3 protein-coding genes are annotated in these 14,015 nt (G+C 72.6%); all 3 read right to left on the bottom strand.

All coding sequences use genetic code 11. The annotated features are described in order from the left end of the window. A partial coding sequence (locus AB0H32_RS41160; RefSeq protein ID WP_361132413.1) for a type I polyketide synthase occupies positions 1 to 1,846 on the bottom strand: 1,846 nt, incomplete at its 3' end. Between the two features lie 61 nt (positions 1,847 to 1,907). Further along, the gene (locus tag AB0H32_RS41155) at positions 1,908 to 12,098 is read right to left on the bottom strand and encodes a type I polyketide synthase (protein ID WP_361132410.1); all 10,191 of its coding nucleotides are present in this window, start codon (positions 12,096 to 12,098) and stop codon (positions 1,908 to 1,910) included. A 97-nt stretch (positions 12,099 to 12,195) separates the two neighbouring features. Beyond that, positions 12,196 to 14,015 (bottom strand): SDR family NAD(P)-dependent oxidoreductase (locus AB0H32_RS41150; protein ID WP_361132407.1); only part of this gene is annotated, 1,820 nt, incomplete at its 5' end.

The following is a 14,015-nucleotide window of genomic DNA, read 5'->3' as shown; positions in this document are numbered from 1 at the left end:
GCGGCCGCGGCAGACGCCCGTCGAGTTCCGAGCAGACCGCGTCGAAGGCCGCGCGAAAGGCGGGAAAGGTCTGGTACAGCTCCCGGCCCATTCCCGGGCGCTGGCTGCCCTGCCCGGAGAACAGGAACGCCAGCCGCCCCGGTGCCGAGGTCTCCCCACGGATCAGGTCGGGGCTCTCCTCGCCCGAGACCAGAGCGCCGAGGGCGGTACGGGATCCGGCGGCGTCGTCGGCCAGCACGACCGCCCGGTGCTCGAACCGGCTGCGGCCGTGTGCGAGGGCCCGGGCCACAGCACCGGGGCCGACGTCGGGCCGGCCGGCGGTCCAGTCGAGCAGCCTGCTCGCCTGCTCCCTCAGGGCCTCGGCCGAGCGGGCCGACAGCAGCCAGGGCAGGGGGCCCGGATCCATCCGCGCGGTCGCGGGCGGGACGTACCCGCCCGTGGTCTCCGCCACGACCGGGGGCGCTTCCTCCACGATCAGGTGGGCGTTGGTGCCGCTGATGCCGAAGGCCGAGACGCCGACGCGGCGAGGGTGTGCCTCGGAAGGCCAGTCCCGGACGCCGGTGAGGGGCAGGACTGTGCCCTTGGACCAGTCGATCTCCGGGGAGGGCTCCTCGGCGTGCAGGGTGGGCGGCAGCGTCCGGTGCCGCAGCGCCATCACGGCCTTGATGACCCCGGCGACACCGGCTGCTGCCTGCGTGTGTCCGATGTTGGACTTGACCGAGCCGACCCACAGCGGTGAGCCGGCGTCCCGCACCGACCCGTACGCCGCCATCAGGGCCCGGGCCTCGATCGGGTCGCCCAGCTTCGTGCCGGTGCCGTGCGCCTCGACGAGACCGACCTCGCCCGCGGGCACCCCGGACGCCGCCAGCGCGTCCCGGATGACACGCTCCTGCGAGGGTCCGTTCGGAGCGGTGATGCCGTTGGACGCGCCGTCCTGGTTGACCGCGGAGCCGCGGATGACGGCGAGCACCGGGTGACCATGCCTACGCGCGTCGGAGAGCCGCTCGAGGAACAGCATCCCCGCACCCTCACCGAAGCCGAATCCGTCGGCGGCCGCCCCGAACGCCTTGCAGCGGCCGTCCGCCGACAGCGCGCGCTGCCGGCTGAACTCGGTGAGCCCACGGGTGGTGGTGAGGACGGCGACACCGCCGGCGAGCGCGGCGACGCACTCCCGGTTTCGCAGCGCCTGCACGGCGAGATGCAGGGTCACCAGGGAGGACGAGCAGGCGGTGTCGACCGTCAGCGACGGCCCGCACAGTCCCAGCGTGTAGGAGATCCGCCCGGACACCATCCCGCCGGTGCTGCCGGTGACGACATACCCCTCGGCGGCCTCGGGCGCTTCGGCGAGCACGGCGCCGTAGTCCTGGGAGTTCGACCCCGCGAACACCCCCGTCTGGCTGTCGCGGAGGGAACGCGGGTCGATTCCCGCGTTCTCCACCGCCTCCCAGGAGGTCTCAAGGAGCAGCCGCTGCTGCGGGTCCATGGTCGCCGCCTCGCGCGGTGAGATACCGAAGAACTCCGCGTCGAAGCGGTCCGCGTCGTGGAGGAAACCGCCCGCCGTGCTGTAACTGCGTCCCGGGGCGTCCGGGTCCGGGCTGTACAGACCGGCGATGTCCCAGCCGCGGTTGACGGGGAGGCCGCCGATCGCGTCCTGGCCGTCCCGGACGACCCGCCACAGGCCGTCCGCGCTGTCCGCGCCGCCGGGGTAGCGGCAGCCGATGCCCACGACGGCGATGGGCTCGCGCTGTCGGTCCTCCAGTTCGCGGTTGCGGCTCCGTGCGGCGCGCAATTCGTTGTCCATGGTGCGCAGATGCCGCGCGAGTCGTTCTTCGGTGGTCTGTTTCATGTCCGTCACTTCTCGTTCCGCCCTGGTCCTGTGGGAGACGTGGCCTGGTGCCGGGTGCCGTTCACGACTCGCCGAACCGGTTGTCGAGCAGCTCCAGCAACTTCTCAGTGCTGTCGGCGGATTCCAGGCCCGGCGTCTGGTCAGCCGCGTCGCCGGTGCCGCGTACGGCCCTGAGGAGGGACTCGACACGGGTCGCCAGCCGCAGCCGGGCCGAGTCGTCGGCCGCCAGGGCCTGGACGTCCGCCTCGATCCGGTCGAGCCGGCCGATGACCGTCTCGGCCGCGGCGGCCCCCTCGTCGAAGAGTTCGGTGAGGAGGTGTTTCGCGAGCCGGGCCGGGGTGGTGTGGTCGAACAGCAGCGTCGGCGGCAGGGTGAGGCCGGTGGCGCGGCCGAGCCGGTTGCGCAGGTCCACCGACAGCAGCGAGTCGAACCCGGCCTGCTGGAACTCCTGGTCCGTCGGGAGCTGGTCGTCCGCGCCCCGTCCCAGCACCACCGCGCCGTTCGTCCGCACCAGTTCCAACAGGGTGAGCTCGCGGTCCGCTGGAGTCATCGCGGCCAGGCGTTCGCGGAAGCCGTCACCGGTGCCCCCGGTCGAGGCGCCCGCGTCCTGCCGTCCGGGGACGGCCTCGACGAAGTCCTCGATCAGGGGACTGCTGCGTACCGATGTGAACACCGGTACGAACCGCGCCCAGTCCACGTCGGCGATCACCTCGAACGCCCGGTCCGCCGACAGGGTCCGGTACAGGCCCTCGAAGGCGGTGGACGGGGCGAGGAACGGCAGGCCCTGGCGGACGACGCGCTCGGCGTTGGCGCGCTCCTTGGTCACCTCCTCGTCCCAGATGCTCCAGGCCAGCGAGGTCACCGGCAGCCCCTCCGCGCGGCAGCGTTCGGCGTATGCGTCGAGGTGGGCGTTGGCCGCACCGTAGGCGCCGTGGTCGCCGCTGCCCCACACTCCGGCGATCGACGAGTAGAGGACGAGCTCGCGCAGGTGTGCGGGGTCGAGTAGCTCGGCCAGGTTGACCGCCCCCGTCACCTTGGCATCCACCACCTCGGAGAAGTGGGACAGGGAGGCCGACTCGAGTGGGGCGATGTTCAGATGGGCGGCGGCATGCACGGCGGTGGTCACCGGATGCCCGGCCTCCGCCAGTTCGCGCAGTATCCCGGCCAGCCCTTCCCGGTCACGTACGTCACAGGAGAACACGGCCGCGGTGCAGCCCGCCTCGCCGAGCTCGGCGACCAGTTCCGGCATCCCGGGCGACTGGAGTCCGCTCCTGCTCAGCAGGGCCAGGCGCTTCGCTCCACGCTCGGCCATCGACCGGGCGAGATGCGGTCCCAGCGATCCGCCGGCACCCGTGATCAGAACGGTCCCCGACGGCTGCCACCCGCCGTCCGACTTCGGGAGCGGCGGTTCGTGCCGGACGAGCCGGCGTACCCGGGTGCCCGAAGCCCGTATCGCCCACTGGTCCTCCCCGCGGCCCTGGGCCAGCACCCGCAGCAGTGTCGCGGCGGTACCCGTGTCGGGGTCCGCGGGAAGGTCCACCAGGCCTCCCCAGCGCCTGGGGTGTTCCAGGCCCACGATCCGGCCCAGACCCCACACCTGGTTCTGCCCCGGGCTGCGCGGGATTTCTCCGGCCCCCACGGCGCCGCTGGTGACCGCCCACAAAGGGGCGTCCAGACCGAGGTCGCCGAGGGCCTGGACCGCGGCGACGGTCAGCGCGAACCCCGTGGACAGCCCCGGCAACGACGGGTGCGGCCGTTCGTCCAGACCCAGCAGGGACAGGACACCCTCGTAGCCCGGCCGCTGATGGCCGTCCGCCGCGGCGACGCGAGAGCCCACCATCGCCCGGTCGGCGTCGTCCGCTCCCAACGTGACGGGGACCAGGTCCAGCCCCCGCTCCACCAGCAGGGCCCGCAGCCGCTCGGACGCGGCCGTACCGGGCGTCAGCAGCAGCCATCGGCCCGAGGGCGTCGTGCTCTCGTCGAGTGGCTGGTCACGCCAGGCGATCTCGTAGTGCCAGGAGTCCAGCTCGGACTGCTGTTTGTTCCTGCGGCGCCAGCCGGCGAGCGCCGGCACCACCTCGGCGAGCCCGTCCGCATGGCCGAGCCGACCGGACAGCTGCGCCAGATCCCCACGCTCGACCGCGTCCCAGAACCAGGCGTCGCTGTCGGACCCGTGCGACACCGGCCGTCCTTCGGCGGCGTCGAGCCAGAAGCGGCGGTGCCGAAACGCGTAGGTGGGCAGGTCCACGCGGTGGCCGGCCGTGAGCACTCGGCTCCATTCCACCGGCAGCCCGCGCGTGTAACCCTCGGCCAGCGACAGGAACATACGGTCCATGCCCCCGTGGCCCCGGCGCAGTGAGCCGCACACCACGCCGTCGCCGTTCAGCGTGTCCAGCGTCTCCCGTACGCCGACCGCGAGCACGGGATGCGGGCTGCACTCGACGAAGAAGGAGAATCCCTCGGCGGCCAGCGTCTCGACCGTGCTCTGCAGCAGCACCGGCTCCCGCAGGTTGCGGTACCAGTACTCCGGGTCCAGCTCGGATCCCGACAGCCGGGTGCCGGTCACCGTCGAGTACAGCGGTACTGCACCCGCACGCGGGGCGATTCCCTCCAGCTCGGCCAGCAGCCGCTCGCGGACCGCCTCGATCGCGGGCGAGTGCGAGGCGTAGTCCACGTCGACCCGGCGGACCTGGACGCCGTCCGCCCGCGCGGATTGCATCAGTTCCTCGAGCGCGTCATCGGGACCCGACACCACCACGGACTGGGGCCCGTTCACCGCGGCGACCGACAGCCGGTCGTTCAGCCGGTCCCGCACCTCCTGCGCGGACAGCCCCACGAACACCATCCCTCCGGTTCCGGAGAGGTCGCTCAGCAGCCGGGCCCGGGTGGCGACCACCCGGGCCCCGTCCGCCAGGGACAGCGCACCGGAGACACACGCGGCGGCGATCTCCCCCTGCGAGTGACCCACCACCCCCTCCGCCGGAACCCCCCAGTGCTGCCACAACCTGGCCAGCGACACCATGACGGCGAACAACACGGGCTGGACCACGTCCACAGTGTCGGGCACTGCGCCGTCCGCGCTGCGCAGGACCTCCGACAGGGACCAGTCGACATGAGGTGCCAGCGCCTGCTCGCATTCCCGCACCGAGGCCGCGAACACCTCCGACTCGGCGAGCAGCCGGCGGCCCATACCGAGCCACTGCGAACCCTGCCCGGGGAACATCAGTGCCACTCGGCCGCGATGTGCCGTGTCTGTGACCACCGACGTGGGGCGGACCGCGTCCGCGGTGCCGAGCACGTCGAGCCCGTGCAGCAGCTCCTCCCGGTCCGCGGCGACGACCACGGCACGGTGGTCGAAGGAGGAGCGGGCCGTCGCCAGCGACCATGCCACGTCCGGCGGGGCGAGTTTGGGACGGGCCAGCAGGTGCGCGCGCAGTGCCCGCGCCTGCGCGGGCAGGCCGTCCGCGGTCCTGGCCGACAGGACGAACGGCAGGGGCCCAGCGGGCGTGCCCGGCCCCTCGAGACACGGAGAGGCCGCGGCGTCCGCATCCGACGAGAGCGCGGTCCCGGGCAGCGGATCGCCTTCCTCCAGGACCACATGGGCGTTGGTGCCGCTGATGCCGAACGAGGACACACCTGCCAGGCGCGGGCGCTGCCCGCGCGGCCAGGACCGTTCCTCGGTCAGCAGCGCCACCGCGCCCGCCGACCAGTCGACCTCGTGCGACGGGGTGTCCGCGTGCAGGGTTCGCGGCAGCACCTCGTGCCGCATCGCCTGCACCATCTTGATCACACCGCCGACGCCGGCCGCCGCCTGGGCGTGCCCCAGGTTCGACTTGAGCGAGCCCAGGTACAGCGGCCTGTCCGGCTCGCGTCCGTGGCCGTACACGGCTATGAGCGCCTGGGCCTCTATCGGGTCGCCGAGCCGGGTGCCGGTGCCGTGCGCCTCGACCGCGTCGACGGCGGACGCCGGGACACGGGCCTGACCGAGAGCGGCTTCGATGACCCGCTGCTGCGAAGGTCCGTTCGGCGCGGTCAAGCCGTTGGACGCACCATCTTGGTTCACGGCGGAACCGCGTACGACGGCGAGTATCTCGTGCCCGAGACGCCGTGCGTCCGAGAGCCGTTCCACGAGGAGTACACCGACGCCTTCGGACCAGCCCGTGCCGTCCGCGTCGGCGGAGAACGGCTTGCAGCGGCCGTCCCGGGCCAGGCCGCCCTGGCGGCTGAACTCGACGAAGATGTTGGGCGACGCCATCACGGTGGCTCCGCCCGCCAGCGCGAGGTCGCACTCGCCCTGCCGCAGCGCCTGACAGGCGAGGTGCAGGGTGACCAGCGAGGACGAGCAGGCCGTGTCCACGGTGACCGCCGGGCCCACCAGGCCGAGCAGATAGGAGATCCGGCCGGACATGACGCTGTTGCTGTTGGCGATGCCGAGGATGCCTTCGAGGCCGTCCGGGATGCCGTTCAGGCGGGTGTAGTAGTCGTTGTACATCGTTCCCGCGAAGACGCCGGTACGGCTGCCGCGCAGCCCCTGCGGATCGATGCCGGCGTGTTCGACGGCCTCCCACGAGGTCTCCAGGAAGAGCCGCTGCTGGGGATCCATCGCCAGCGCCTCACGTGGCGGGATACCGAAGAAGTCCGCGTCGAATCCGGCGGGGTCGTCGATGAACCCGCCCTCGCGCACATAGCTCCTGCCGACCCGGTCCTGGTCGGGGTCGTAGAGGCCGGCCAGGTCCCAGCCGCGGTCGGTGGGGAACCCGGTGACGGCGTCCGCCCCGTCGGCCACCAGCCGCCACAGCTCGTCCGGGGACGTCACCCCGCCGGGGAAGCGGCACGCCATGCCGACGATCGCGATGGGTTCGGTGGTGGCGCCCGCGAGGGCCGGAACGACGGGGACGCTCGCACGGTCGTCCCGGACGCCCGAGATCCCTGTCGACAGGTGCGTGGCGAGGGCCGCCGGGCTGGGGTGGTCGAAGACGAGCGTGGCGGGCAGGCGCAGCCCGGTCGCGGCATTGAGACGGTTGCGCAGTTCGACGGCGGTGAGCGAGTCGAAGCCGAGGGCCTTGAACGCGCGGTCGTCCTCGATGTCCGCGCCGTCCGAGTGACCAAGCACCTCGGCGACATGGGTACGCACCAGGTCGAGGAGCGCGCGTTCCCGCTCGGCGGCGGGCAGCTCCGCGAGCCGCTGGGCCCACGACGATCCGCACGGCCCCGAACCGCTGTCGCCGGAACCGGCGCGCCGCCGTGTGTGAGGCACCAGGCCGCGCAGCAGCGTGTGGGGTTCGGCGCCGGGGCGAGACAGGACGGTGGTGTCCAGCCGGGTGGCCGCCAGTACGGCTTCCCCGGCACACTGCGCCGCATCGAACAGCGCGGCGCCGTCTTCGGCGGACAACGGTGGCAGGCCGGAGCGGGCCATCCTCCTGAGGTCGGTCTCGTCCAGGTGGCTGGTGCTGGTGCTCGCCTCCCGCCACAGACCCCACGCGATGGAGACGGCGGGCAGCCCCTGGGCACGGCGGTGGTGGGCGAGTGCGTCGAGGAAGGAGTTGCCGGCGGCGTAGTTCGCCTGTCCCGCCGTGCCCAGGAGGCCGGCGAGGGAGGAGTAGAGGACGAAGGCGTCCAGGTCGAGATCGCGAGTGAGGTCGTGCAGGTTCCAGGCCGCATCGATCTTGGGCCGCAGGACGGTGTCGAGCCGCTCGGGTGTGAGGGCCGAGAGGACCCCGTCGTCCACGACGCCGGCGGCGTGCACCACGGCGGTGAGCGGACGGTCGGCCGGGATACCGGTCAGGACACGAACGAGGGCGTCCCGGTCGGCGGCGTCGCAGGGCGCGAAGGTGACCTCGGCGCCGGACCCGGTGAGTTGCGCGGCGAGTTCGGCGGCGCCCGGCGCCTGACTTCCGCGTCGGCCGAGCAACAACAGACGCCGGGCGCCGTGCCGTTCGACCAGGTGCCGGGCCAGCAGGCCGCCCAGCGCGCCGGTACCTCCGGTGATCAGGACCGTGCCGCGGTCCCAGCGCGGCACGCCCTCCTCGGCGTCGCCGGGTGTGGTGCGGCTCAGCCGCGGTGTCAGGAGCCGGCCCGCCCGCAGCGCCAGTTGTGTCGCGCCGGCGGCCAGCGCCGCCGCGACCGGTCCCGCGTCCTGTCCCACGCTGTCGATGTCCACGAGGGCGAAACGGTCCGGGTGCTCCGCGACCGCCGAACGCACCAGGCCCCACACACCCGCGTGCACGAGGTCCGGCGTGTCGTCTGCGCCCACCCCCACGGCCCCACGGGTGACCACCACCAGCCGGGAGCCGGCGAACCGCTCGTCCTCCGACCAGGTCCGGACCGTCTCCAGCAACGCCCGCACCGCCGAACGGGCGTGGGCGCCGGTCCGTTCCTCGCCGGTATCGTCGGGCAGCAGCGGCAACAGGACGGTGCCCGGCGTCGGACCGCCGTTCTCCAGCGCCCGTACGAGGTCGGGAAGACCGGCGTACGCGTGGACCTCACCGGCGGTCGCGAAGGGCCGCGCGTTGCCCAGGACGGCCCAGTCGCCGGTGGATCCCGCTGTCCTGTCGGCGCGCTGCGGAGTCCACTCCAGACGGAACAGGCCACCCCGCGCGCCCTGACCGATTCCGGGCCGGGCGTTCCGGGTGAGCGGTCGCAGATGCAGGGTCTCCACCGTGGCGACCAGGGAGCCCACCACGTCGGTGACGACCAGGCTCACGGTCTGTGCGTCCTTGACCGTCAGCCGGACCCGCAACTCTGTGGCGCCGGTGGCGTACACCCGTACGCCCGACCACGCGAACGGCAGCAGGGCGGGGCTGTTCTCACCGATCACGCCGGGCAGCAGCGGGTGCAACGCCGCGTCCAGCAAGGCGGGGTGCACCACGAACGAGGCCGCGTCCGCACGTTCCCCCTCGTCGAGCACCACCTCGGCGTGGAGATCGCCGTCCGACCGCCACACGCGCCGTAGTCCGCGAAAGGCACTGCCGTAGCCATAGCCGTGGTGGGCGAGCCGGTCGTAGAGGCCGTCCTCGATCGGGACTTCCTCCGTGCCGGCCGACGGCCACGCCGCAAAGTCACCGGGGCCGTCGTCGTCCCCGGCGGCGGTGGCTAGCAGCCCGCTCGCGTGCAGGGTCCAGGCCGCACCGTCCTCGTCCCCGTCCGGTCGCGCGTACACGCCGACCGTGCGGCGGCCCGATCCGTCCGACTCGCCGACCACGACCTGGAGCCGTACGTCACCCCGCTCGGGCACCACCAAAGGAGCGGCGAGTGTCAAGTCCTCCACACAGTCGCAGCCCACCTGGTCTCCGGCCCGAAGCGCCAGGTCGACGAAGCCCGTGGCCGGCAGCAGCACCTCTCCGAAGATCCGGTGGGCGGCGAGCCAGGGGTGGGAGTGAAGGGAGATACGCCCGGTGAACACGGTCTCGTCGCGGTCGGCGACGCCCAACGCCGCGCGGAGCAGGGGATGATCCGCGGTCACCAGCCCGAAGCCCGACGCGTCCCGGGGAGCGGACGTGCCCTCCAGCCAGTACCGCGCCCGCTGGAAGGCGTACGTCGGCAGTTCGACCCGCCGCGCGCCCGTGGCGTCGAAGACGGCGTCCCAGTCCAGGTCGGCACCGCGGGCCCAGGCCTGCCCGATGGAGGTCCACATACGTTCCGGACCGCCCTCGTCGCGGCGCAGCGAGCCCAGGACAGTGACGTCCGCACCTGCGGCCTCGGCGGTCTCCTGCACGGCGACCGTCAGCACGGGATGGGGGCTGGGTTCGACGAACGTCCCGAACCCGTCGTCCAGGAGCCTGCGCACCGCGTCGTGCAGCTCCACGGTCTGCCGCAGGTTGCGGTACCAGTAGGAGGCATCGAGTTCTGGGCCCTTCATCCATTCGCCGGTGACGGTGGACAGGAAGGGGATCGCCGCCTCGCGGGGGCGTACAGGCGCCAGAAGCTCGCCCAGTTCCTCCTCGACGAGCTGCACGTGCGCCGAGTGGGAGGCGTAGTCCACAGGGATCCGCCTGACCCGGACGTCGTCCCTGGCACAGACCTTGAGGAGTTCTTCGAGTGGCTCGACCTCGCCTGATACGACCACCGAGGACGGGGAGTTGACGGCGGCGATCTGGAGGCCGTCCCCCCAAGGGCCGATGCGCTCGCGGACCTGTTCGGCGGGCAGCGCGACCGACACCATGCCGCCCAGTCCCGTCAGAACCCGCCCGATGGCCTGGCTGCGCAGCGTCACCACGCGGGCGGCGTCCTCCAGGGAGAGGATCCCGGCCGTGCAGGCCGCGGCGATCTCGCCCTGCGAGTGGCCCACCACCGCCTCCGGGCGTACGCCGTACGACTGCCACAGGGCGGCGAGGGACACCATCACGGCGAACAGGACGGGCTGGACGACGTCGACACGGTCCAGGGACGGGGCGTCGTCGGCGCTGCGCAGCACCTCCTCCAGGGACCAGTCCACGAAGGGCGCGAACGCTTCCGAACAGGCGGTGATCCGCTCGGCGAACACGGGAGAGGCGTCCAGGAGTTCCGCGGCCATCCCGGCCCACTGGGAACCCTGGCCCGGAAACACGAAAGCGGTCTTCGACGGCGCCACCGCGTCGTCCTCGATCAGGCCGGCCCCACCACCGTCGGCGAGGACACGCAGCCGTTCCAGGGCCCGCTGCCGGCCGGGAGCCACGATCACCGCACGCCGGCCGAGTGCTGCCCGCGTGGTGGCCAGGGAGTACGCCACATCCAGCGACGTCTGGCCGGGATTGCGCTCCAGGTGCTCCAGCAGCCGGCCCGCCTGCCCGGCCAGCGCCTGCCGCGTCGCCGCGGACAGTACCCACGGCACCACCGGCACCACCGGCGACGTCCCGACGGCGTGGGACTCCTCGGTCGACCCCTCGATGGGGACGTGTTCCACGATGACATGGGCGTTCGTGCCACCCATGCCGAACGACGACACGGCTGCACGCCGCGGCCGCCCTTCGGCCTCGGGCCACTCACGGGCCTCGGTCAGCAGCCGCACCCCACCGGACTCCCACTCCACCAGTGGTGTCGGAGCGTCAACGTGCAGTGTCCGTGGCAGCACCCCGTGCTGCATCGCCTGCACCATCTTGATCACACCGCCGACCCCGGCGGCAGCCTGGGCATGGCCGATGTTTGACTTCAACGACCCCAGATAGAGCGGCTGTTCAGCCGCGCGCTGGCGCCCGTACGTCGCAAGCAGCGCCTGCACCTCGATCGGATCCCCCAGCCGGGTGCCGGTCCCGTGGGCCTCCACCGCGCCCACGTCCGAAGCTTTCAGCCCGGCGTTCGTCAACGCCTGCTGGATGACCCTCTCCTGCGACGGACCGTTCGGCGCCGTCAGCCCGTTGGACGCCCCGTCCTGGTTCACCGCGCTGCCCCGCACCACCGCCAGCACCCGATGGCCCGCCCGCCGCGCATCCGACAGTCGTTCCACCAGGAGCAGTCCCACGCCCTCCGACCAGGCCGTGCCGTCCGCCGCGGCGGCGAACGACTTGATACGGCCATCGGGCGCCAGCCCGCGCTGACGGGAGAACTCCACGAAACCGACAGGGGTGGACATCACTGCCGCACCGCCGGCCAGAGCGAGGTCGCACTCGTCCTGACGCAGAGCGTTGACCGCGAGGTGCAGGGCCACGAGGGAGGAGGAGCAGGCCGTGTCGACGCTCACGGCAGGGCCTTCCAGCCCGAAGGTGTAGGCGAGCCGGCCCGCTGCGATGCTGCCCGCGCTGCCGCTGTAGAGGTAGCCCTCCAGACCCTCCACCGGAAGATGCGGGCGAGAACCGTAGTCGGTGTACATCAGTCCGGTGAAGACCCCGGTCCGGCTCCCCCGGTACGCGGTGGGATCGAGCCCGGCGTTCTCGAAGGTCTCCCAGGCGGTCTCCAGCAGCAGCCGCTGCTGAGCGTCGGAGGCGAGGGCCTCGCGCGGTGACATGCCGAAGAAGCCGGGGTCGAACTGGTCCGCGTCGTGGAGGAATCCGCCGTGGCGGGTGTACGACGTTCCCGGCTGGTCGGGGTCGGGGTCGTAGAGCTTGTCCAGGTCCCAGCCTCGGTTGCCGGGGAACTCGGTGATGGCGTCCACTCCGTCGGCGACCAGCCGCCACAGGTCCTCGGGTGAGGCCACCCCGCCCGGGTAGCGGCAGCCCATACCGACAATCGCGATCGGCTCCTGCGCCCTCGCCTCGACCTCGCGCAGGCGTCTGCGTGCGTCACGCGCGTCGGCGATGGCCCGCTTGAGGTACTCGCGGAGTTCTTTCTCGTCAGCCACGTGGGTCAGCTCCCAGGGTGAAGTGCGTGCCCTGCTACGGGCGAGCGTGTGATCGGGGCAGGTCAGGGGGGAACGAACGGGTTCCCGTCGGCGGGCGTCAGTCGAGTTCGTCGACCAGCGCGAACAGGTCCTCGTCGCTGGCCGATTCGAGGTCGTCGTCCGGTCCGGCGACACGGCCGGACTCCCCGAGGAGGCCGAGGAGTTCACGTAGTCGCGCGGTGATCTCCTGCTGCGCGCCGCGGTCCGCCCTCACCGAGGAGATGACCGTCCTGAGCCGTTCGAGCTCCGCGATCACCGGTCCGATGGGTGACAGCTCATCCGCGAACCGCTCGTGCAGATACGCGGCTAGGGCTGCCGGGCTGGGGTGGTCGAAGACGAGCGTGGCGGGCAGGCGCAGACCGGTCGCGGCGGTGAGGCGGTTGCGGAGTTCGACGGCGGTGAGCGAGTCGAAGCCCAGGTTCTGGAAGGTCCGCCCGGTCTCGACGCCGTCGTTGCTGTGGCCGAGGACCTCGGCGACGTGGGTCCGCACCAGGTCCAGGAGCACCCGCTCGCGGTCCGGGGAGGTCAGCCCCGCGAGCCGCTCGGCCAGTGACGATCCGGCCCGCCCCGATCCGACGCCGCCGGATCGGGCGGGTCGCCGTGCGGCGGGCACCAGGCCCCGCAGGAGTGGGTGGGGCTCGGTGCCTGGGTGTCGTAGAGCTGTGGTGTCGATGCGTGTGGCGGCCACCACGGCTTCTTCGGCGTGTTGCACGGCGTCGAAGAGGGCGGTGCCGTCCTCGGTGGCCAGTGGCAGCAGGCCGGAGCGTGCGAGTCGTTGGAGGTCGGTGTCGTTGAGATGGCCGGTGCCAGTGCTGGTTTCCTGCCATAGACCCCAGGCGATGGAGCGGGCGGGGAGTCCCTGGGAGCGGCGGTGGTGGGCGAGCGCGTCGAGGAAGGTGTTGGCCGCGGCGTAGTTGGCCTGTCCCGCTGTGCCGAGGAGGCCGGCGAGGGAGGAATAGAGGATGAAGGCGTCGAGGTCATGATGGCGGGTGAGTTCGTGGAGGTTCCACGCGGCGTCGGTCTTGGGGCGCAGGACGGTGTCGAGGCGTTCGGGCGTGAGGGCGGAGAGGACTCCGTCGTCGACGACACCGGCGGTGTGGATGACGGCTTTGAGGGGGTGTTCGGCCGGGACGGCGGCGAGGACCTGGGCGAGGCTGTCGCGGTCGGCGGCGTCACAGGAGGCGATGGTGACCCGCGCGCCGGCCGCGGTGAGTTCGGCGGCGAGTCGGGGAGCACCGGGTGCCCGGTTGCCGCGCCGGCTGAGCAGGAGCAGGTGTCGGGCGCCGTGGTGCTCGACGAGATGGCGGGCCAGGCGGCTGCCCAGCGTGCCGGTGGCACCGGTGATGAGGATCGTGCCGTTGTCCCAGCGCGGCGCGTCTTTTCCGCCGTCGGTGGCGGTCGTGCGGGTCAGCCGCGGGATCAGCAGTCGACCCGCGCGCAGCGCGAGCTGGGTCTCGCCGGCCGCCAGCGCCCCCTTGAGCGCTGCGGGGTCGTACGGCGTGTCGTCGGTGTCCAGGAGAGCGAAGCGCCCCGGCTCCTCCGCGGCGGCCGAACGCACCAGGCCCCATACACCGGCGTGCACGAGGTCCGGCTCCTCCTCGGGGCCCACCGCCACGGCGCCGCGGGTGACCACCACCAGCCGGGAGTCGGCGAACCGCGCGTCCCGCGACCACTGCTGAGCCACTGCCAGGACCTGCCGCAGCGTGTCGCGGGCGGTGGCTGCGACCGCCTTGTCCCCGACGTGACGTGCGAGCGGCAGCAGCACCGTCTCGGGGACCCGGGCGCCCGCGTCGGCGGCCCGGGCCAGCTCGGTGAGGTCCACGTGGGACGCCGCGTGGCCGGCCGGGGCCGCAGCCGCGTCGTCGCCGAGCACGACCG

This window comes from Streptomyces sp. NPDC020362, from assembly GCF_040642095.1.
Classification (GTDB): domain Bacteria; phylum Actinomycetota; class Actinomycetes; order Streptomycetales; family Streptomycetaceae; genus Streptomyces.
The sequence above is the reverse complement of the archived record's forward strand: the minus strand, read 5'-3'. Positions and strand labels throughout refer to the sequence as shown.